This is a genomic window from Rhodococcus sp. HNM0563, from assembly GCF_012726195.1.
Lineage (GTDB): Bacteria > Actinomycetota > Actinomycetes > Mycobacteriales > Mycobacteriaceae > Rhodococcus.
In genome coordinates this window covers 64,140-85,594 of record NZ_JAASAF010000001.1, presented here as the reverse complement: position 1 = coordinate 85,594, position 21,455 = coordinate 64,140, and the positions used below count along the sequence as shown (strand labels likewise).

General features: G+C 66.0%; 20 protein-coding genes. 5 read left to right on the top strand and 15 right to left on the bottom strand.

Annotated elements, in window-relative coordinates:
* The first annotated feature begins 77 nt into the window (after nucleotides 1–77).
* Together HCA61_RS00405 and HCA61_RS00400 are read left to right on the top strand one after the other, a co-directional pair.
* Nucleotides 78–1,493, top strand: coding sequence for a PspC domain-containing protein (locus HCA61_RS00405; protein WP_169685629.1), 1,416 nt, complete (start codon nucleotides 78–80; stop codon nucleotides 1,491–1,493).
* Nucleotides 1,486–1,740, top strand: coding sequence for a hypothetical protein (locus HCA61_RS00400; protein WP_169685627.1), 255 nt, complete (start codon nucleotides 1,486–1,488; stop codon nucleotides 1,738–1,740). The genes HCA61_RS00405 and HCA61_RS00400 overlap by 8 nt, the downstream gene beginning before the upstream one ends.
* A 72-nt stretch (nucleotides 1,741–1,812) precedes the next feature.
* Here HCA61_RS00400 and guaA read toward each other — a convergent pair whose 3' ends face one another.
* From guaA to guaB, 4 genes are all read right to left on the bottom strand, one after another.
* Entirely contained in the window at nucleotides 1,813–3,384 is a 1,572-nt protein-coding gene (guaA, locus tag HCA61_RS00395; RefSeq protein ID WP_169685625.1) for a glutamine-hydrolyzing GMP synthase, read from the bottom strand.
* Between the two features lie 61 nt (nucleotides 3,385–3,445).
* On the bottom strand, nucleotides 3,446–5,191 hold the full coding sequence (locus HCA61_RS00390; protein WP_169685623.1) for a GMC family oxidoreductase: 1,746 nt from the start codon (nucleotides 5,189–5,191) through the stop codon (nucleotides 3,446–3,448).
* A gap of 199 nt (nucleotides 5,192–5,390) precedes the next feature.
* Nucleotides 5,391–6,530 carry a GuaB3 family IMP dehydrogenase-related protein gene (locus HCA61_RS00385; RefSeq protein WP_169685621.1) on the bottom strand — a complete coding sequence of 380 codons (1,140 nt, stop codon included), beginning with the start codon at nucleotides 6,528–6,530 and terminating at the stop codon, nucleotides 5,391–5,393.
* Between the two features lie 71 nt (nucleotides 6,531–6,601).
* A complete protein-coding gene (guaB, locus tag HCA61_RS00380) occupies nucleotides 6,602–8,125 on the bottom strand; it encodes an IMP dehydrogenase (protein WP_169685619.1) in 1,524 nt (507 codons plus the stop codon).
* 241 nt (nucleotides 8,126–8,366) lie between these two features.
* On the opposite strand from guaB, the gene HCA61_RS00375 reads away from it, so the two are divergent.
* Complete coding sequence (locus HCA61_RS00375) at nucleotides 8,367–8,777, top strand: DUF5319 domain-containing protein (protein ID WP_169685617.1); 411 nt, start codon at nucleotides 8,367–8,369, stop codon at nucleotides 8,775–8,777.
* 80 nt (nucleotides 8,778–8,857) lie between these two features.
* On the opposite strand, the gene HCA61_RS00370 is transcribed toward HCA61_RS00375, so the two are convergent.
* The 3 genes from HCA61_RS00370 to HCA61_RS00360 form a co-directional block, all read right to left on the bottom strand.
* The gene (locus HCA61_RS00370) at nucleotides 8,858–9,886 is read right to left on the bottom strand and encodes an anti-sigma-D factor RsdA (RefSeq protein WP_169685615.1); all 1,029 of its coding nucleotides are present in this window, start codon (nucleotides 9,884–9,886) and stop codon (nucleotides 8,858–8,860) included.
* Nucleotides 9,879–10,457 (bottom strand): sigma-70 family RNA polymerase sigma factor, encoded by a 579-nt coding sequence (locus tag HCA61_RS00365; RefSeq protein WP_169685613.1) that lies wholly within the window; start codon nucleotides 10,455–10,457, stop codon nucleotides 9,879–9,881. Before HCA61_RS00365 ends, HCA61_RS00370 begins: the two co-directional genes overlap by 8 nt.
* A gap of 123 nt (nucleotides 10,458–10,580) precedes the next feature.
* Nucleotides 10,581–11,381 (bottom strand): hypothetical protein, encoded by an 801-nt coding sequence (locus tag HCA61_RS00360; RefSeq protein WP_247274698.1) that lies wholly within the window; start codon nucleotides 11,379–11,381, stop codon nucleotides 10,581–10,583.
* A gap of 624 nt (nucleotides 11,382–12,005) precedes the next feature.
* Between HCA61_RS00360 and HCA61_RS00355 the strand changes: the two genes are divergently transcribed.
* On the top strand, nucleotides 12,006–12,299 hold the full coding sequence (locus HCA61_RS00355; RefSeq protein WP_054719026.1) for a WhiB family transcriptional regulator: 294 nt from the start codon (nucleotides 12,006–12,008) through the stop codon (nucleotides 12,297–12,299).
* A gap of 156 nt (nucleotides 12,300–12,455) precedes the next feature.
* Here HCA61_RS00355 and groL read toward each other — a convergent pair whose 3' ends face one another.
* Nucleotides 12,456–14,072: a chaperonin GroEL gene (gene groL, locus HCA61_RS00350; protein ID WP_169685609.1), complete on the bottom strand. Its 1,617-nt coding sequence runs from the start codon at nucleotides 14,070–14,072 to the stop codon at nucleotides 12,456–12,458.
* Between the two features lie 87 nt (nucleotides 14,073–14,159).
* Complete coding sequence (gene groES / locus HCA61_RS00345) at nucleotides 14,160–14,462, bottom strand: co-chaperone GroES (RefSeq protein WP_006550071.1); 303 nt, start codon at nucleotides 14,460–14,462, stop codon at nucleotides 14,160–14,162.
* Between the two features lie 314 nt (nucleotides 14,463–14,776).
* On the opposite strand from groES, the gene HCA61_RS00340 reads away from it, so the two are divergent.
* Nucleotides 14,777–16,453, top strand: a complete 1,677-nt coding sequence (locus HCA61_RS00340; RefSeq protein ID WP_169685607.1) for an Hsp70 family protein — start codon at nucleotides 14,777–14,779, stop codon at nucleotides 16,451–16,453.
* Between the two features lie 42 nt (nucleotides 16,454–16,495).
* Here HCA61_RS00340 and tsaD read toward each other — a convergent pair whose 3' ends face one another.
* Genes tsaD through alr form a run of 6 tightly spaced genes read right to left on the bottom strand, consistent with a single transcriptional unit; the run spans nucleotide 16,496 to nucleotide 21,427 of the window.
* Nucleotides 16,496–17,524 carry a tRNA (adenosine(37)-N6)-threonylcarbamoyltransferase complex transferase subunit TsaD gene (gene tsaD / locus HCA61_RS00335; RefSeq protein WP_169686772.1) on the bottom strand — a complete coding sequence of 343 codons (1,029 nt, stop codon included), beginning with the start codon at nucleotides 17,522–17,524 and terminating at the stop codon, nucleotides 16,496–16,498.
* Between the two features lie 14 nt (nucleotides 17,525–17,538).
* On the bottom strand, nucleotides 17,539–18,018 hold the full coding sequence (rimI, locus tag HCA61_RS00330) for a ribosomal protein S18-alanine N-acetyltransferase (RefSeq protein WP_169685605.1): 480 nt from the start codon (nucleotides 18,016–18,018) through the stop codon (nucleotides 17,539–17,541).
* Nucleotides 18,015–18,686, bottom strand: a complete 672-nt coding sequence (tsaB, locus tag HCA61_RS00325; protein ID WP_169685602.1) for a tRNA (adenosine(37)-N6)-threonylcarbamoyltransferase complex dimerization subunit type 1 TsaB — start codon at nucleotides 18,684–18,686, stop codon at nucleotides 18,015–18,017. The genes rimI and tsaB overlap by 4 nt, the downstream gene beginning before the upstream one ends.
* 50 nt (nucleotides 18,687–18,736) lie before the next feature.
* On the bottom strand, nucleotides 18,737–19,201 hold the full coding sequence (tsaE, locus tag HCA61_RS00320; RefSeq protein WP_240958877.1) for a tRNA (adenosine(37)-N6)-threonylcarbamoyltransferase complex ATPase subunit type 1 TsaE: 465 nt from the start codon (nucleotides 19,199–19,201) through the stop codon (nucleotides 18,737–18,739).
* Nucleotides 19,194–20,252, bottom strand: a complete 1,059-nt coding sequence (locus tag HCA61_RS00315; RefSeq protein ID WP_169685598.1) for an alpha/beta hydrolase — start codon at nucleotides 20,250–20,252, stop codon at nucleotides 19,194–19,196. Before HCA61_RS00315 ends, tsaE begins: the two co-directional genes overlap by 8 nt.
* Nucleotides 20,249–21,427: an alanine racemase gene (gene alr, locus HCA61_RS00310; protein ID WP_169685597.1), complete on the bottom strand. Its 1,179-nt coding sequence runs from the start codon at nucleotides 21,425–21,427 to the stop codon at nucleotides 20,249–20,251. The genes HCA61_RS00315 and alr overlap by 4 nt, the downstream gene beginning before the upstream one ends.
* Between the last annotated feature and the right edge of the window lie 28 nt (nucleotides 21,428–21,455).

Here is a 21,455-nt window from a genome sequence, read left to right as displayed (position 1 = left end):
GAAGCCTCCTCCAGCGGTCACGAAATCAGGGTTCGCCCCTGATGTGCGGAACGACCCGGACCGACAGGATGGATGCCATGACCACGCGAACCTTCCCAGAACAACTCACAGATATGTGGCGCACCCGCCCTGTGCGGTTGCCCGAGCAGGGACACGTCGCCGGTGTGTGCGCAGGTATCGGTGTGCGGTACGGCATCGACCCCGTGCTGGTGCGGATTGCGTTCGTCGTGTCAGCGCTCTTCGGCGGTGCAGGCATCGTGCTGTACCTGGCGGCATGGGTACTGTTCACCCGGCACGGCGACCAGGTATCGGCGATCGAATCGCTCGTCGGTCGCGGACACAGCTCCGACTCGAGCAGCAAGGTGGTCGTCCTTCTCGTCGCACTCGCGATCGCCGCAAGCGCGGTCGGCCCGGTCGGTGTCGGCTCCGGCGGTTCCGGCTTCATCAGCATGGTGCTGATGCTCGGCGGCTGGTGGTTGCTCTATCAACGTCGGCCCGCACCTCCTACCCTCCCGCCGCCGGCCAACGGGTTCTCGTCCCACCGCAACATGTTCCCGGCGCCGCCGTTCGGTCAACCGTTCCAGACGCCGTTCGCCCAGACACCGTTCACCGACCCGACGTTCACCCAGCCGTCCCGGTCACCGTTCGCGCCCGAATCCCCGGCCACGCAGCGTGACGCCACCGGTGGTGCGACCGACGGCCCGGGCAACAACGACCCGGACAACGGTGCGCCGGGGAGCGACAGCACCGTCTCGTTGTCGAAGGACGCGCCCGACTCGAACCACACCGCACAGGTGCAGGACCGGTCACCCGGTACCGGCAGTGCCACACCACCCGCCTGGGATCCGCTCGGTGTCGCGCCGTTTGCGTGGGATCTCCCCGAACCGGCACCGACGCACTCACCTGTCCCCGTCGAGAAGAAGCCGCGATCGCGTCTGACCACGACAATCCTCGGGTTCGCGGTATTGGCAGCGGCAGCTGCCGGGACGGTCGCAGTCTCCACCGATCTCCAATGGCTGACCCCGGCACGGATCGCGGCGATCGCTCTGGCGGTGATCGGTCTGGGTCTCCTGCTCGGTGCGTTCCTGCACCGCGGATACGGTCTCCTGGTGGTGACCGGGCCTCTGATGGGGTTCGTCATCCTCGGATCATTGGTCGGGCCGCTCGACATCCAGTCGTCGGGTGAGCAACGATTCGAGGCGCGTACGGCCGCAGAGTTGAACTCGGAGTACTCCGTGCAGCTCGGAGACCTACAGCTCGATCTGACGAATCTCGATCTGACGCAGGACCACGCGATCTCGATCGACACCCGGCTCGGCGACTCGCAGATCTTCTTGCCCCCGAACCTCGACGTCGACATCACGTGCAGCTCGACCGCCGCGTCCCCGTGCACTATGCAGGGGTTCGACGGTGGAGACGACGGTCCCGGAGGACCGGTCCTGTCCATCGACATCGACACAGTCATGGGAAACACGGAGGTGCGTCGTGGCTGATTTCGACACCACATTCGACACTGGAACCGACGACGCCGGCGCAACCGGCAAGTCACGACGCGGGCCTTCGATCCTGCTTCTGCTCTCTGCGATCGCAGCACTGGTGGTCAGCGGGTGGGCCCTCATCGGTCCCTTCTCCCTCGACTTCCTCGGCACGTTCGACACCGGATGGATTCTCGTCGGTGCTGCGATCGTCATCGGCGCGATCCTCGTGCTGATTCCGGGTCGCAGGAAGAACCACCACTAGGGACGACGATGCCTGTGCCCCGGACCGTGACGGTCCGGGGCACAGGCATATCTCACGACACCGACGGTGTCGTCACTCCCACTCGATGGTTCCCGGCGGCTTGCTCGTCACGTCGAGGACCACGCGGTTGACGTCGGCCACCTCGTTGGTGATGCGCGTGGAGATCCGCTCGAGGGTCTCGTAGGGCAGGCGCGTCCAGTCCGCGGTCATCGCGTCCTCGCTGGAGACCGGACGCAGCACGATCGGGTGACCGTAGGTGCGTCCGTCGCCCTGGACACCGACGCTGCGCACGTCGGCGAGCAGCACCACGGGGCACTGCCAGATCTGACCGTCCAGACCGGCGGACGTCAGTTCCTCGCGGGCGATCGAATCGGCATGGCGCAAGATCTCGAGACGCTCGCGGGTGACCTCACCGATGATGCGGATGCCGAGGCCGGGGCCCGGGAACGGCTGACGGCCCACGATCTCCTCGGGCAGACCGAGTTGACGACCGACCGCGCGCACCTCGTCCTTGAACAGCAGGCGAAGCGGTTCGACGAGTTCGAACTGCAGGTCTTCGGGGAGCCCGCCGACATTGTGATGGCTCTTGATGTTCGCGGTTCCGGATCCTCCGCCGGATTCGACGACGTCGGGGTACAAGGTGCCCTGTACGAGGAACTCGACCTTCTCGCCCTTCGATGCGCCTTCGCCGAGGACCTCCGACACTGCGCCTTCGAAGCTGCGGATGAACTCGCGACCGATGATCTTGCGCTTCGTCTCGGGATCGGTGACGCCGGACAGTTCACTCAGGAACGTTTCGGACGCGTCGACGGTGATGAGCCGAGCCCCTGTCGCTGCGACGAAGTCGCGCTCGACCTGCTGCCGTTCCCCCTCGCGCATCAGACCGTGGTCGACGAACACACAGGTCAATCGGTCACCGATAGCGCGCTGCACGAGAGCCGCAGCCACTGCGGAATCGACACCACCGGAGAGCCCGCAGATCGCGCGTCCGTCACCGACCTGCTCCCGGACCTGCTCGACGAGTGCATCGGCGATGTTGGCGGCGGTCCACTCGCCGGGAATGCCCGCGATCTCGTGCAGGAACCGGCTCAGAACCTGCTGGCCGTGCGGTGAATGCAGCACTTCGGGGTGGTACTGGACGCCGGCGAGGCGACGCGCACGGTCTTCGAATGCGGCGACGGGTGCGCCTGCACTCGTGGCGGTCACCTCGAATCCCTCGGGTGCGACGGTCACGCCGTCACCGTGGCTCATCCACACGGGTTGCGTCGCGGGCAGACCGTCGTGCAACACACCGCCGGACACGGACAGGTCGGTGCGGCCGTACTCACGGGCTCCGGTGTGCGCGACAGTGCCGCCCAGCGCATTCGCCATGGCCTGGAAGCCGTAGCAGATGCCGAACACCGGAATGTCCAGGCCGAACAGTTTCGGGTCGAGTTGCGGAGCACCATCCTCGTACACGCTGGAAGGACCGCCGGACAGGATCACCGCAAGGGGTTCCTTGGCCGCGATCTCCTCGACGCTCGTGGTGTGCGGGACAACTTCCGAATAGACATTGGCCTCGCGCACACGTCGTGCGATCAGCTGTGCGTACTGGGCTCCGAAGTCGACGACGAGTACGGGTCGGGACTGCTGGGTTTGCGACACCCGAACAGTCTAAGCGGCCGCGCCCGGACATCCGGACGCGGCCGCTCAGGTCATGCGTAGATCACATCTGCCGTGGCACTCGGACCGCTCCCGCCCCACCGGTGATCTCGACGATCGGCAGGGACAGCGCGCCGGGCGCACCTTCCGGGACGACGGGATTCTTCGGCTCGTTCGGCTGCAGCCGAACGTACGACTCGTCCTGCGCGGGACGCAGATCCTGCTCACCCTTGTTCGGCCACAGCGAGGCCGCACGTTCCGCCTGCGCCGCGATGGTCAGTGACGGGTTGACGCCGAGGTTCGCCGAGATGGCCGCCCCGTCGACAACACTCAGCGTCGGGTAGCCGTACACCCGGTGGTACGGGTCGATGACACCGCGCTCCCGGTCGGTTCCGATGACCGCGCCGCCGAGGAAGTGCGCGGTGAGGGGAATGTTGACGATCTCACCCCAGGTGCCGCCGGCGATCCCGTCGATCTTCTCCGCCATCCGGCGGGTGGCCTCGTTGCCCGCCGGGATCCACGTCGGGTTCGGCTCCCCGTGGCCCTGCTTGCTGGTCACCTTGCGCCGTCCGAACACATTCTTCTTGGTGTAGGTCGTGATGGAATTGTCGAGGTTCTGCATAACCAGCGCGATGATGGTCCGCTCACTCCAGTCCTTCACCGAGAGCATCCGCAGCATCCTGGTGGGGTTCTTCGCGACCTGGCCGAGGAACTTCACCCAGCGCGGGACCGGGCCGTCGCCGTCGGTCATCAGTGTCTGCAGCAGACCCATGGCGTTGGAACCCTTGCCGTACCGGACGGGTTCGATGTGGGTGTCCGAGGTGGGATGGAACGAGGAAGTGATCGCGACGCCGTCGGTCAGATCCATCTCGGGATCGACCTTCAGCTTGCCCGCTCCGACGATGGACTCGGAGTTGGTGCGGGTGAGCTCCCCGAGGCGGTCGGACAGTTTCGGCAGGGCGCCGGTGTCCTTGAGATGGTGCAGCAGGTGCTGTGTGCCCCAGGTCCCTGCTGCGAGCACGACGTGCGATGCTGTGAAACTCCGTGCGCCCTTGCGCACCCATGCTCCGGTGCGTTCGGTGCGTACTGTCCACGTGCCGTCCGCCCCTTCGCTCAGATCGGTCACGGTGGTCATGGGGAGGATGTCCGCACCCGCACGCTCGGCAAGACCGAGGTAGTTCTTGACGAGGGTGTTCTTCGCTCCGTGGCGGCACCCCGTCATGCATTCGCCGCATTCGATGCAACCGGCACGATCCGGGCCTGCGCCGCCGAAGTACGGGTCCGGGACAGTCCTCCCTGGTTCACCGAAGTACACACCGACCGGCGTCTGAATGAACGTGTCGCCCACGCCCATGTCGTCGGCCACTTCCTTGATCACCTTGTCCGCCGCGGTCATACGGTGGTACTGCACGACGCCGAGCATGCGCCGCGCCTGGTCGTAGAACGGACTCAATTCGTCGTGCCAGTCCGTGATGTCCGCCCATTGCGGGTCCTGGAAGAACGCGGCAGACGGTTTGTACAGGGTGTTGGCGTAGTTGAGCGATCCACCGCCGACACCCGCACCGGCGAGAATCAAGCAGTCGCGGAGAAGATGGACTCGCTGGATGCCGAAGCATCCGAGCTTCGGCGCCCAGAGGAATCGCTTCAGATCCCAGCTGTTCTTGGCGAAGTCGGCGTCGGCAAAACGACGACCGGCCTCGAGAATGCCGACCTTGTAGCCCTTTTCCACCAGCCGCAGCGCGGTGACACTGCCACCGAAACCCGACCCGACGATCAGAACGTCGTAGTCCGTGACCCGCTGTTTACCCATTGGAGCACCTCCGCCGAACCTGCGTTGTTACCGGCCAGTATGCACGCCGCCGATGTGTTCGCGCACACAAGGGCATCCTCACTGTTACGGGCAGTTTCAGAAACTGCAGGTCACTGCATACAGCAGTGGCCGGATGCGACATCTGTGCACTACAACGCACACATTGTCGCATCCGGCCACCTTGGTGGAACGGATTCGGTCAGGCCCGCACCGACAACCCGACCTTTTGGAATTCCTTGAGATCCGAGTATCCCGACTTCGCCATCGCCCGTCGCAGACCACCGACGAAATTCAGCGAACCGTAGGGGTCGTCGGACGGCCCCGACAGCACACGCGCCAGACTCGGCCGCTCGTCGAAGGCTACCTGGAGTGCGGTACCCCGAGGAAGGGACGGATGTGCGGCTGCGGACGGCCAGTACCATCCACTGCCCGGCGCCTCCGCAGCAATGGCGAGCGGGGCTCCCAGCATCGCAGCATCAGCACCGCAGGCGATCGCCTTCGCGAGATCGCCGGAGGTCTCGATGTCGCCGTCGGCGATGACATGGACGTACCGGCCCCCGGTCTCGTCCAGGTAGTCGCGGCGGGCCGCAGCAGCATCCGCGATCGCGGTGGCCATGGGGACACCGATCCCGAGCGATGCACTCGTGGTGGTGGCTCCGTGCGTCGACCCGAAACCGACGATGACGCCCGCGGCGCCGGTGCGCATCAGGTGAAGAGCCGTACGGTGATCGCTCACGCCTCCCGCAACCACCGGCACATCGAGTTCCGAGATGAACGTCTTCAGGTTGAGCGGTTCGCTCTCGCCGTGCGCCACATGCTCCGCCGAGATGATCGTGCCGTGCACCACCAGAAGGTCGACACCGGCCTTGACCAGCTCCGGCGTCAGCGCCCGGGCATTCTGCGGACTCACACGCACCGCGGTGGTGACACCCGAGTCGCGCACCTGCGCGACCGCTGCGGCAAGCAGATCGGCCTGCAACGGCGCTGCGTGCAACTCCTGCAGGTACGCGATCGCTGCGCTCGGATCCGGATCGCTCTCGGCGATGTCGACGAGCCGGGCGATCACGGCATCGACATCGGCGTGCCGCCCCCACAGCCCCTCACCGTTGATCACACCGAGGCCGCCGGCCTTGCCGAGTTCCACCGCGAACGCCGGAGACACGAGCGCGTCGGTCGGATGTGCAAGCACGGGAATGTCGAACCGATAGGCGTCGAGCTGCCACGCCGTCGACACCTCTTTGGACGAGCGGGTACGACGCGACGGCACGATGTCCACATCGTCCAGCTCGTACGTGCGGCGGGCTGTCCGGCCCATGCCGATTTCAACGAGGTCGCGCACGCGCGCCCCTTTCTCGTGAGAATGCGGTTGCCCCGTCGACCGAGACGAGACCTAGTGCGAACGCACCGAACCTAGCGGGCAGCGTAGTTCGGTGCCTCCGCAGTGATGGTGATGTCGTGCGGATGGCTCTCCTTGAGCCCCGCGGCGGTGATCTGTACGAACTGGGCGCGCTGCAGTTCTTCGATGGTCGAGGCTCCGGTGTAGCCCATCGCGGCGCGCAGACCACCGATGAGCTGATGGGTGACCTGCTGCAGTGGCCCCCGGAACGGAACGCGGCCTTCGATGCCTTCCGGAACCAGCTTGTCCTCCGACAGGACGTCGTCCTGGAAGTAACGGTCCTTGGAATACGACTTGGCCTCGCCGCGGCTCTGCATGGCACCGAGCGAACCCATGCCGCGGTAGCTCTTGAACTGTTTGCCGTTGACGAGAATCAGTTCGCCCGGCGATTCGGCGGTACCGGCGAGGAGAGAGCCCAGCATCGCGGTGGAGGCGCCTGCGGCGAGAGCCTTCGCGACGTCACCGGAGAACTGCAGGCCGCCGTCGGCGATCACAGGGACGCCGAGTGCGTTCGCAGCCGCGGTGGCTTCGAGAATCGCCGTGATCTGCGGTGCGCCGACGCCCGCAACGACGCGGGTCGTGCAGATCGAGCCGGGCCCGACGCCGACCTTGACTGCGTCGACGCCTGCTTCGATGAGCGCCGTGGCTCCCTCGCGGGTGGCGACATTGCCGCCGATGATCTGGACTCGGTCGCCTACCTCTGCCTTGAGCTTCGAGATCATGGACAGCACTCCGGCGGAGTGCCCGTGAGCGCTGTCGACCACGAGCACGTCGACGCCCGCGTCGGCGAGCGTCATCGCACGAGACCATGCCTCGTCGCCGACACCGACCGCGGCACCGACGAGAAGTCGCCCGTCGCGGTCCTTCGTGGCGAAGGGATGTTGCTCGGTCTTCACGAAGTCCTTGACCGTGATCAGACCGGTGAGTTTGCCCTGTCCATCGACGATCGGCAGCTTCTCGATCTTGTGGCGGCGCAGGAGTCCGAGTGCGGCCTCCGCGGTCACGCCTTCGCTTGCGGTGACGAGCGGAGCGTGGGTCATCACCTCGGCGACCTGGCGGTTCTGGTCCACCTCGAACCGCATATCGCGGTTGGTGATGATGCCGACGAGCTGACCTGCGTCGTCGGTCACCGGAAGGCCGGAGATCCGGAATCGCGCGCACTTCGCGTCGACCTCGGCGAGGGTGTCGGTGGGCTTGCAGGTGACCGGGTCGGTGACCATGCCCGCCTCCGACCGCTTGACGGTCTCGACCTGCGCGGCCTGTACCTCTGCAGGCATGTTGCGATGTAGTACGCCCATACCCCCGGCGCGGGCCATCGCGATGGCCATACGTGATTCGGTGACCGTGTCCATCGCGGAACTGACCAGCGGGATCCGGAGGCGGATCTCGCGGGTGAGCTGACTCGAGGTGTCGACCTTGCTGGGGACGATGTCCGAGGCCGCAGGCAGCAGCAGCACATCGTCGAAGGTCAGACCGAGCATTGCGACCTTGTTCGGGTCGTCACCGCCGGTGTGCACGTGCCCTCCGGTACTACTCATGCGGTTCGGACCCTCCGTGGTGATCGATGGGGGCGGACGGACGGACCGTCCGACAGTGGGATTGTGTGAACGACAACGTCACAGATGGCGAAGCCGTCGACGACCATGGTATCTGTTTGCAACCGCGTGACTCGCCGCAACCCGTGCAGGCGTGGTCGAGATCTCCCGAATACCCCCGTTCGTCGGCGTGTCCACCCTCGACGGCTGGCGCGGACCCCCTCGCACTGCGTACCGTGGTGGCGTGCGTGATCAGTTGCCCCCCGGTCTGCCACCGGATCCGTTTGCAGGAGATCCCGACGATCCGTCTGCCGCATTGGACGCGATCGAACCGGGCCAACCCTTGGACCCTGCCGAACGCCTCGCGGTCGAAGAGGATCTTGCCGACCTCGCGGTGTACGAAGCATTGTTGGCTCCCCGCGGTGTCCGCGGACTCGTCGTATGTTGTGAGGATTGCCACCAGGAGCACTACCACGACTGGGACATGCTCCGCGCAAACCTGCTCCAACTGCTCGTCGACGGCACAGTTCGCCCGCATGAGCCCGCATTCGACCCGTCTCCCGAAGCTTACGTCACGTGGGATTACTGTCGCGGCTACGCCGACGCATCGATGAACGAGGCCATGCCGGTCGACCCCTACGGGCTCGATTCCTGACGACCCCGATTCCTGAGGAGCAGGGCGACACAACGATGAAAGCCCGGCAGCTCGCGCTGCCGGGCTTTCGTGGTCTGACGTCAGGCGCCGCCGGAGGTCGTCTGGTCGAGGTCCAGGTCGGCCGACGAGGGCTGTGCGGTGCTCGATCCCTGTGTACCGGACGACGTACTCGGGTCCGGTGCGGACACCGTTGTCGTCGGGGCCGGCTCCGTCGTACCGGTCGAACTGTCCGGGCTGGGTGTCCCGGTGCTCGGCGGCACGGACGGGGAGGTTGTCTCCACCGGCGACGTAGGTGCGTTCAGGATCGTCGGATCGACGCTCGGCTCCGGATTCGTCGTGGGTTCGACGGGCGCCGTCGGCTGCGGTGCCCCCGGAACGCTCGGTTGCACGGGCGGCACTGCTGCAGCTTCCGGCCCGGGAGGCAACGGCATTCCCGGGAGCGGTGGCGGCACCGGCAGCGGAGGAATCGCTCGGTTCATCTCTTCGGTGAGCCGCTGCAACCAATCGCCGAGTTCGTTACGTTGGCCCGCATCCCTGACCTCCGAGGACCGCACTTCCGCCGATTTGAGCAGTTCGGTCGCTGCCTCGGTTTCGCCGCCTGCGATCAGTTCTTCGGCCTTCTGCAAGGTCGAACTGGTATCGATCCTCGCCATGGTCGACTCGGCCTGTTCGCTGAACACGACTTCCTTGACGCCCCAGAGTGCGTCTCCCGGTTCCGCGCTGTACGAGACGGTGGCGGCACCGCCGATGGCAGCCGCGATGAGTGCGGCGGCTCCGGCAAGCGGGCGGATCAACCGGAGCTGACCCTTGGAACGCGTCGGCGGTTGCGCCGCCAGGGCCTCACGGGCACCGAGCTCACGGTTGACCGCCGCGACGACCTCGTCGAAATCAGGGCCTGCGGGTAGCGGATCTGCCAGGATCTCGGCTCGCCACCCCGCGAGCATCGTGGCGAGCTCGTACTCTTCGGTCGACTGGGTCTCCACTGGACCATCGCCCGAGATCGCATCGATGAGGGCGTCATCGCGCCGCACTGCCGCGATGTCCACGGGGGTGCCGTCGTCGGGAAAATCGTCGGATATGCCGTGCCCCGCGCCGCGCCTCCTACCCATTCCTCTCACCTGCTCTCGTCACTTCCTTCTTGAGTTTCGCGATGGCCCGGTGCTGGGCCACCCGGATCGCACCTGCAGTACTCCCGAGTGCAGACGCCGTCTCTTCGGCCGACATCCCCATGACCAGACGCATGATGAGGATCTCCCGTTGCTTCTCGGGCAGCGTGCCGAGCAGATCCTTCATCTGCCTGCTCGCTTCGGAGTTCAACGCGTGGTCCTCGGGACTGTCGTCGAGCGACATCACCTCGGGTACATCGGCTACCGGATCCGCACGGTTACGTGCGGAGTTGCGATGCGCATCGGCGACCTTGTGTGCGGCAATGCCGTACACGAACGCCATGAAAGGACGCCCCTGATCCTGGTAACGGGGCAACGCCGTCATCACCGCCAGGCACACCTCCTGCGCCACATCGTCTGCCGAAAGCTGTCCACGCTCGGCAGATCCGACCCGCGCCCGGCAATACCGGACGACGAGAGGCCGAATACTTGCAAGTACTCGAGCGAGAGCAGCCCGATCGCCCTGCGCAGCCGCAGCAACGGCGGAGCCCAACTCCTCACCCATAACAGTCATCGAATGCGCAAGTCCTGGCGTTACAAGTGACACGGTCCCCCAACCGGGCGTGCTTCCACCTGGCAGTGGAACGTCTCCAGAGTAACGACACCCCGTGACGAACCATCGCGGGCGGGCACCGAACTAGGGCCGGATCGTTGCGAACCGGCCTCCACCGCGCGCCACCGCCGTAGCGCATTCGTCACGCATGCGCTCGGCGCCGGCCCCCGCACCCAGACCGACCAGCAACATCGACGCTGCCCACTGCAGCGGAATCAGACTGTGCACAGCAGCCCTGCCACACACTTCGGTCGCAAGCTCGAGGGCTGGAGTCCGGTCCGGCGCATCGGTGAGTGCGGCAGCACGAATGAGGTCCGACTTCACTTGATGGCGTACCGACGCGAAAGCGTCGGAGGCGGTCGCAGCACGATCCGCGAACACACGCGCGGTCTCGAAGTCGCCGGATGCCAGGGCAGTCTCCGCCGTGACCCACGACAACCTGATCCGCTGACGCAACAGTCCGTCTTCGCCATGCAGTTCGTTGTCGCCCCACCGTGGCCTGGCGAGAACCTCGGAGCACCGCTCGAGCAGTCGATGCGCCTGAGCGAGTCGCCCCCGGCCGAGCGCGTCAGCGGCCAGTCCGGTCAACGCGTCGCAACGTGCCTCCACAAGTCGCAATCCCGACTCGACACTGCGAGTGTCGATGGCAATTCCTGCGATTGCGGCCAGTGCGCGACCGTCGTGCACTGCGGCAGCGCGGTGCCATCCGAGTTGCCTCAGGAACGATGCTTCGGTGCTCGCGGCAAGCGACGCCCACACTCCTCGCGGACCCGACCGGTTCACCACTGCCAACTCCGCCCGGGCGGCGCTGTAGCGGCCTTGCGCCCCGAGCGCGACCGCACGCATCCAGCGTTCTTCGATCACGGGAGTAGCCGTTGTGGGCACGTGGGACGGGCTCCCACCGAAGGCCGCCGCACGAAACGAGGTTGCGTCACCCCGAGGCTCCGCGCCGATTTCGGGTTCCGAGTTGCTGAGGATCAACATACGGAGAATCATTGCACCGCGACTGCAAAGTTTCCCATTCCCTCGGGTTCGAGAATTTCGCACTGGGTGCGCAACAATTCTCAAACAATGGATTCAGGCATTTCTCCAGTCCTGAAACCGACATCCAGTTGAACAAAGAATGAATTGCATACATGGTGCATGTAGGTTTCCGGGCGGTGAATCGTGATCTCGCACGTCGATTATCACAGCCCAGCACACCCCGCATCCGGAAGAAACCCCCAGGTCAGAGTCCCTAAACGATCGATATCACGGCACCACTTCGGCCTTGCAGCCCGTCATCGTGCCCGTACCGCGATCATGATCACCGACCAATGTAAATATTTTCGCCGTTAATTCTTTCCATTTTCGTTATGGACTTCACCACTGACCGAAGGCATTGACGAATAATCGTTACCACTTTTACGGTGAAGGAGCCGGACATTACTGGGGTCCGGTTCGGAAGGACGCCTTTCCGAACGATGGTCCGCTCCCCTACTCGGGTGAGCACGCTGCAAAGGAGTGCACATGCCCGCACCTCACACCCTGCCTGGTCCGAACGCCGACCTCTGGGACTGGCAGATGCATGGTAAGTGCCGAGGCGCGGACTCCTCCGTCTTCTTCCACCCGGACGGCGAGCGCGGTCGCGCCCGAAGCCAGCGCGAGAACCGAGCCAAGGAACTGTGCCAGAGCTGCCCCGTCCTCATCCAGTGCCGCGAGCACGCCCTTCGGGTCGCGGAGCCCTATGGCATCTGGGGCGGGATGTCGGAAAGTGAACGCGAGCTCTACACGCGACACCATCGCCGCAAGGTCGCGGTATGAGCGCCGCCTGGGCCGAAGCTCCCCCGCACCCGCTGCGGGGCTGACAGCCGGTTCCTGATGCATACCACCGAGACACGACGAAGCCCCGCACGGAGAAATCCGTGCGGGGCTTCGTACATCGTGACCCCCCGGAGCTCGCCGGAGGACCTGTACCGCCTAGTGGGCGTGTCCGTGCCCGTGGCCGTCGTCCTCGACCGGCTCGGGCTTGTCCACGACAGCACTCTCCGTGGTCAGAACCATCCGAGCCACGGAAGCAGCGTTGACGACCGCCGACCGGGTCACCTTCACGGGGTCGACGACACCGTCGGCGAGCAGATCACCGTAGGTGAGCGTGGCCGCGTTGAAGCCGTGCCCCTTCGTCGCCTCGGCGACCTTGCTCACCACGACCGCACCGTCGAGTCCGGCATTCGAGGCGATCCAGTAGAGCGGTGCCGTCAGGGCGGTCCGCAACACTGCGACACCGGTGGCTTCGTCACCGGACAGCGAGGCCTCGAGCTCGGCGAGCGCCAACGACGCCTGCACCAGCGCGGAGCCACCGCCGGGCACGATGCCCTCCTCGACGGCAGCCTTCGCGGCGTTGACAGCGTCCTCGACGCGAAACTTGCGTTCCTTCAGATCGGTCTCGGTAGCAGCGCCGACCTGGATGACGGCGATTCCACCCGCGAGCTTGGCGAGGCGTTCCTCGAGCTTCTCCCGGTCCCAATCGGAATCGGTGCTCTCGATCTCGCGACGCAGCTGAGCTGCGCGGTTCTCGATGTCCTCGGCCGAGCCTGCACCGTCGACGATCGTGGTGTTGTCCTTCGTCACTACGACACGACGGGCCGAGCCGAGCAGATCGAGTCCGGCCTCCTTCAAGGACAGACCGATGTCGGAGTTGATCACGGTACCTGCGGTCACGACGGCGAGATCGTCGAGGAACGCCTTACGGCGGTCACCGAAGAACGGAGCCTTCACCGCGACAGCCTTGAGCGTCTTGCGGATCGAGTTGATCACCAAGGTCGAGAGCGGCTCGCCCTCGATGTCCTCTGCGATGAGCAGAACCGGCTTACCGGATTCGGCGATCTTCTCGAGCAACGGCAGGAAGTCGGGCAGCGAGCTGATCTTCTCGCGGTACAGCAGCACGAGGGCGTCCTCGAGGACTGCTTCCTGAGCGTCGACGTCGGTGATGAAGTAGGGCGACAGGTAGCCCTTGTCGAACTGGACGCCCTCGGTGACGACGAGGTCGGTGCTCAGGGTCGAGGACTCCTCGACCGTGACCACACCGTTCTCTCCCACGACGGTGAGCGCTTCGCCCACCATCTCGCCGATCTCGGCGTCACGGGAGGACACCGTGGCGACCTGAGCGATGGCCTTCTTTCCCTCGACGGGAGTCGCTGCGGCGACAAGCGCCTCGGAGACCTTCTCGGCCCCCTTGGAGATCCCCACGCCGAGTGCGATGGGGTTGGCACCCGCGGCAACGTTCTTCAGACCGGCCTTGACGAGCGCCTGCGCGAGGACGGTCGCAGTGGTCGTGCCGTCGCCTGCAACGTCGTTGGTCTTGGTGGCGACACTCTTGACGAGCTGGGCGCCGAGATTCTCGAACGGATCCTCCAACTCGATCTCGCGAGCGATGCTCACGCCATCGTTGGTCACCGTGGGACCGCCGAACGCCTTGGCGAGCACCACATGCCGCCCACGGGGGCCGAGGGTGACCTTGACGGCGTCGGCGAGCTGGTCGACACCGCGCTCGAGGGCACGGCGCGCGGTCTCGTTGAACTCGATTTGCTTGGACATGTTCTCCGACTACTCCTGGGTTCGGATGATCCCCAACAGATTCCGCCCCGGGTCCGTTACGGAACTCCGGGGCGGAACAGTTGCGGCCTACTTTGCGACGACAGCCAGAACGTCGCGGGCCGAAAGGATCAGGTACTCCTCGCCGGCGTACTTGATCTCGGTTCCGCCGTACTTGCTGTAGATGACGACGTCACCTTCTTTGACGTCCAGCGGGATGCGCTTGTCGCCATCCTCGTCCCAGCGGCCGGGGCCGACGGCGACGACGGTGCCCTCCTGGGGCTTTTCCTTCGCCGTATCAGGAATGACCAGGCCGGAGGCAGTCGTCGTCTCGGCCTCGTTGGCCTGGACGAGGATCTTGTCCTCGAGCGGCTTGATGTTCACGCTCGCCACGATGAGCCCTCCACTTTCAGGGGTACTTGGGTCCGAGGCTCTCGTCGTCCTCGAACTCGGTTTTGTTCAGTCACCAGAGTGACTCCTCGCGCAGTCCCGTCGTCGCGGGTGCCGGGCCGACGCTCGGTGTCACTAGCACTCTATACATGCGAGTGCCAGCGCTCAAGGGCTGCGGGTGCTGACACGCGGAGAGCGAACGGGACGGCTCGCATGTTACGGTTCAATAACGGAAACCGAGAGCGTGACCATTCGGTAATCATGGCGGAGAGCGAACCTCGCCCCGACGATCGCCAGTCACGCACGAGAGGTGAACAATGCCAACGTCGCTAGGGATCTCCGTCGGCGCCTCCGGCGTCGGCGCGGCCCTGCTCGTCGACACTGCCACCGGGCTCACATCCGAGTACCGCAGGCTGGCGGTCGATTCCGACCACCACCGTGATGTCGGCGATCTCGTCTTCGATGCAATCTCGTTGATGACCACACAGGTCGTGGATCAACCGGTCCCCGACTCCATCACCGTCGCCTATCGCACCGAAGAGCAGGCAGACGCGATCCGTACCGCTGCGGAACGCCGAGGCAAACTCGTACGGCTCGTTCCCGAGACCACCGCCCTCCTGACGTACCTTCGTACCGTCGGAGCGCGCACCGAGCCCGGCTCGATCGCTATCGCCGATCTGGGCGCGTCCGGCACCACCGTCTCGGTCCTCGATCAGGAATCCGGCACCGTACTGCGATCTGCGCGGACAGACGACGTCAGCGGCAATGCAATCGGAACCGTGATCTACGACCACGTCTACCGCGCGACCAAACGCATGAAAATGCGCATGCAGGTCGATCCCGCACTTCTGAAGGCACGCTGTCAGGGCGCCCAGGAAGTACTCACCACAGCCGAACACACCCGGATCGACATTGCCGAAGCAGGGCCCGATGCCTCGGTGACCCTCACCCGCACCGATCTCGCGACACTCACCGCCGACCTGTCCGCTACCGCCGCCACCTTCACCCGTCAGGTCACGACCCAATCGTTGCCACGTCCGCGCACACTCGCCCTCGTCGGCGGTACTGCGGCAGTTCCCGCGTTGACCGACGCCGTCACCGACAGCTTCGACGGCCAGGTCATCACAGTCCCGGAACCCGCCTCCGCAGCAGCTCAGGGCGCTGCGCACCTGTCGAGCTCCGCTCACTTCGGCGGTTACGACGTCGTCGGTTCACCGAACGCTTCATCGACGTCGGCGGGCGCGCGCATGTCCGGTGCTGTGGCAGCCGCACTGGTGCTCGCCGCAGTCGTCGCCGGATTTGCCACCGACAAGTTCACCGACCGGTCCGCCAGCACACCGGTGTCCCCTGCCGGGACCAATGGGGTAGTCCTCACGGAAGACCCGTCGCAGCCACCGTATCCGGAGGAGACCGATATCCCGTCGGCCGATCCCGACTCGTCCCTCTCATCGACGCGGAGCACCGAGAGCCGGTTGGAGGGGACGCCGCTCCCCACTCCACCACCGTCCACAATTCCGCAGACGGATATCCCCGTGTCGAACAGCAATCCCACGGCAACTCCGACCCCGATCGACCAGGTCCAGACGCTCGAGGCCGCACCCGACGAGACCACCGACAAGTGGCAGCCGCACAGCCCCGGTGACACGACGACCTCACCGCAGCCGACCCCCACCGATCCGACCGGTCCCACAACCCCTACCGACCCGACGGACCCCACGACACCGACGGACCCGACCGACCCCACGGACCCCACAGATCCGACCGACCCCACGACACCCACGGACCCGACGGACCCCACAGAGACGACCGACCCCACAGAGACAACCGAGCCCGACCCGGTGCCATCCGTCTCCCCCGAGCCGTCATCTCCGGCACTGACCACGCGGCCCGGACTCATCTCCACGACACCGCTCATCGAAGGACAATCGACCACCGAGAGCAACAACACCGGCGGGGACCCGACCCCCTCGGGCACCTCGACGACGACCGGGTAAGACGACCGGGTAAGAGGGAGACAGCGCCGTCCCGGGTCGAGATCAGGCCGAAACCTGTGCCACCGACACCGACAGCCCAGGATCCGTTCCCACGGACAGCGACGACGGAGTCGCTCCCCCTGCGATGAGGTGCGCGCCCAGCGCTGCGATCATCACGCCGTTGTCGGTGCACAACCGCGGCCGGGGTACACGCAGGGTCATGCCGGCTTCCGCGCAACGTTCCTCGGCCAGCGCACGCAATCGAGTGTTCGCAGTCGCGCCTCCACCGAGCACCAAGGTGTCGACACCGAGATCGCGGGCCGCACGCACCGCCTTCATCGTGAGCACATCGGCCACGGCCTCCTGGAAACCGGCTGCGACATCGGCAAGCGGTACCGGCTCACCGGCGCGTTCCTTCGCTTCGACGAACCGTGCGACAGCCGTCTTGAGCCCGGAGAACGAGAAATCGTTGCGGGCATCGCGCGGGCCTGTCATGCCGCGCGGGAACACCACCGCGTTCCGGTCTCCCTCTCGCGCGAGCCGATCGACCTCCGGACCTCCGGGATAGCCGAGTCCGAGCAGACGCGCGACCTTGTCGAACGCTTCCCCCGCCGCGTCGTCGACGGTGGTTCCGAGTTCGACGATCGGCTTGCTGAGGTCCTCGACGTGCAGGAGGTGCGTGTGCCCGCCCGAGACGAGCAGTGCGACGCACGGCGGCATCGGTCCGTGTTCGAGCGTGTCCACGGCGACGTGTCCGGCGAGGTGGTTGATCGCGTAGAAGGGAACGTTCCACGCCGCTGCATATGCCTTGGCTGCGGCAACTCCGACGAGGAGCGCCCCCGCCAAGCCGGGGCCGATCGTGACGCATACCGCGTCGGGCTTGGAGATACCGGCCGAGGCGAGCGCCCGCTGCATCGTGGGCACCATCGCCTCCAGGTGTGCGCGGGAGGCTATCTCGGGAACCACACCACCGAATCGGGCATGCTCGTCGACGCTCGAGGCGACCTCGTCGGCGAGAAGCTCGAGCGTGCCGTCACCGACGAAACGGACGATACCGACGCCGGTCTCGTCACACGAGCTTTCGATCCCCATCACGATCGGTCCGGTCACCGTCGTAGCTCCTCTCGCCGATCCGGGCGACGCATGGTGTACGCGTCGGCCCCACTCGGCTGGTAGTAACGTTTCCTCGTCCCCACGACCTCGAAACCCTCACCCCGATACAACGCAATCGCGGCGTCGTTGTCGGTGCGGACCTCGAGGAACACCGGCCCACCCCATCGATCCGCGACATGCAGCAGCGCGGTCAGCAGAGCGCTACCGATCCCGCGGCGCCGGGCGCCGGGATCCACGCCGATCGTGTGCACCTCGGACTCCGGGTCGACTCCGGTGCCGAGCCGTGCCAGCCCGGCGTAGCCGAGGAGAGTCCCCGACTCGTCGCGCGCAGCTACGTAGTAGTTGTGGGGCGAAGCCAGTTCCGAACGAAACGCGTCTGCGCTCCAGGGGTCGTCTCCAGGGAACAAAACGGTTTCGAGTTCTGCGCACCGGTCCACGTCGTCGCCGCGGAGTGCATCGATCCGCACACTCATCTGCGACGATCCGCAGTCGCAACAGCATCGGGCCGCCGCAGGTACAGCGGTACCAATGGCTCGGGATCCCGTCCCGCACGCAGAGCCGGCGAGATCGCGGCAACCAGACCCGCAGGCGACGGCGAGTACACGGGTACTGCGGGAAGCGGGAACAGCGCAGCATGCTGGGCCGACCCAGCAACCCGGCTCGAGGGCTCGGAGGGCACCTCCGCAGGCTTGCGGACATCGGGGCCCTCGGTACGGCGGCAGAATCCGTCGTACCGAGCGAAGTACACCTCACGACGCCGCGCGTCGGTGACCACGAGAAGTTCGCCACCATCGGGTTCTCCACCGTGCGCATCCTGCGCGATTGCGTCGAGGCTGCAGACACCGTAGACCGGAATGCCGAGGGCATCACCGAACGCCGCCGCGGTGACCATGCCGACACGCAGTCCGGTGAACGGACCCGGTCCGACACCCACGACGATCGCGTCGAGATCGGCCGGTGTGTATCCGGCCTCGTCGAAGCACTCGAGGATCTGTGGAGTGAGGATCTCCGCGTGGGCCCGGGGATTGTCGGTCAGGCGCACGGCAACCGTGGAGATGTGGGGTGCGTCTCCCTCACTGCCGAGTCGGACGAGCCCCGAGGTCACGACGGGTGTTGAGGTATCGACGGCGAGCACGAGCACGATTCACCAGGTTACCCGGTCCGCAGTCTTGCCAGGACTTCAGCGCCGGGTCAGTCGACCCAGGCCCATTCCGCACGGCGCACATCGGACCCGGGATCACGACGCAATCGCACGCGCAGGTGCCGGTCGGTGAGCTTCTCCACGAGCCCGCCGCCCCACTCGACCACCACAACGGCCGCGTCGAGGTCGGTGTCGAGATCCAGTGCATCGAGTTCGTCGAGGGCGTTCGGGCCGTCGCCCAGCCGGTACGCATCGACATGGACCAGGCCCACCGGTGGTGCACCGTCGCGCTGTCCCGGCCGATGCTCGCGGGCGATGACGAATGTCGGCGAGGTCACGCGGCCCTGTACCCCCAGCCCGGCTGCGAGTCCTCTCGTCAGTGCGGTCTTGCCCGCCCCGAGCGGACCGTCGAGCACCACGAGGTCCCCGGCGCGGAGATCTTCTGCCAGTCGGCGGCCGAACGCTTCGGTGTCCTCGACGGTCGGCAGTTCGACGGACTGTGCTGAATCAGACAATTGCGGCTCGTCTGGTGGAAACCTCATGCGCGAAACCTCGCTGGATCAGTCGGTCGATCGCACTGTTGACGATCTCCGGGAACTCGAATTGGACGAGGTGCCCGCCCCCACGGACCCGCTCGAGTTCGGCTCCGGGAAGCGACTCGGCCAATGCCTCCGAGCTCGAGAACGGGATCACCATGTCTGCGTCGCCACAGAGTACGAGCGACGGCACCGACCCCAGCACGGGGAGCGCAGCGGATTCATCGTGCAGTTCGAGGGTGCGCAGGAAGTTCACGATCGTCAGTACCGAGGTCTCGTCGAGCATCCGGTCGGACAACTCGGCGAGTCGCGGGCTGACCACCGTCCCATACGACGCCGCACGCAGGATCGGTGTGACCACCGCGCGCGCCATACCGCGTGCTGCCTGCACGAATCCGGGTGCGGTCCGCGCCGCGTACCGGAACGCGTCGATGACGGGGTTCTCGAGGTTGCGGCCGAGCCCGCTCTTGTTCAGGCCAGCAGCCGTGGTCGCGAGCAACCCCACGCCCACGATCCGGGACTCGAACAGGTCCGGCCGCTGGGACGCAAGAGCGATCGTCGTCATACCGCCCATCGAGTGACCGATCACGACGACCGGCCCGTCCGGGGTGCATTCGTCGATGACCCGGCCGAGGTCGCGGCCGAGTTGTGCGATGGTGCACGAATTCCGGCCGGGCATACCGGACTCTCCATGGCCTCGCTGGTCGTAGAAGACCATTCGGACATCCTCGCCCCACCGCTCGCGCACGTGCCGATACTGCAGATGCCACGACTGCATACGCAGGCAGTAGCCGTGGACGAACACGACGGTCAGCGGAGCGCGTGACGATCCGGATTCGCGCACCACGAGGGAGATGCCGTCGTCGGTCAGGACGGTTCGCTGGGGCAGCCGCAGCAGAGCGTCGAAGTCCTCACCCCGGTACATCTCGTTGGCGGGCATTCCGGCGCTCCGCACGGCATACAGACCCGCCGATGATGCGAGTGTCACCAGACTGGCACCCAACAGACCCATTCGACCCATCAGCGTCATCGCAACACGCCTCCTTCACCACCTACATAGGTGCGGACGGTTCGGCCACCGATCCCCGTCACGATCTCGTAGTTGATCGTGTCCAAGAGTTCGGCCCAGTCCTGTGCTCCGGGCTCACCGAGACGTCCGTCACCGAAGAACAACGCTTCGTCGCCCTCCTGTACTCCCCCACCGTCCGGACCGAGGTCGACGACGACCTGGTCCATGCACACGCGGCCCACCTGGGGGCGGCGCCGACCGCCGAGCAGAACATCGATTCGGCCGCTGAGATTGCGGCGGATCCCGTCGGCGTAACCCATCGGCAACAGCGCCACCGTCGTGTCGGCGGGGGCAACCCAGCGGTGCCCGTACGACACACCCGAACCTGCCGAAACCTTCTTCACCAGCGCCACCCTCGTTCGCAACGTCATGACCGGCCGCAACCCGAAATCGCCCTGCTCCGGGATCGGCGTCAGCCCGTATATCGCAATTCCCGGCCGAACCATGTCGAATCGCAGGTCAGGTCGGGTAACGGTGGCAGCAGAGTTGGCCAGATGGACGACCTCGGGCGTCAGCGAGGCGCGCCGGAGGTCGTCAGCGGCCTGGTGGAGCCTGTCGCGTTGCACATCGATCTCGGGATGGCCGAGTTCGTCGCCGTGGGCAAGGTGTGAGAACAGTCCGCGCAACCGGACTGCGCCGGTCGCCTGCGCACGGGCCACATCGCGCACGAACTCGGGCCACTCGTTGCGTGCCACACCGTTGCGGTTGAGCCCCGTGTCGACCTTGGCGGTGATGACTGCGGTTTCGCCGATGCTTCCCGCGGCGGCAACTATGGCCGCGAGGTGGCGCGGCGACGAGACACCGAGTTCGATCCCGGCCGCGATCGCCGGTGCGTAGTCTGCGTCGACCGTGTGCAGCCATGACAGGATGGGCGCGTCGATTCCGGCGGCGCGCAACTCGAGCCCTTCGGCGAGCGTGGTGACGCCCAGTTCGCGTGCGCCGGCGGCGAGCGCCGCGCGGGCGACAGGGACTGCCCCGTGGTTGTAGGCGTCGGCCTTGACGACCGCCATGATCGCTGTGTCGCCGACGTAGTCCCGAAGGCGCCTGACGTTGTGCGCGACCGCGTCCAGATCGATGATCGCTTCTGCTTGAGGAAGCGATCGGCCGGTGGACGGGGTGCGTTGTAGGGCGGTCACATGAATTGATCCTGCCACCGCGACGATC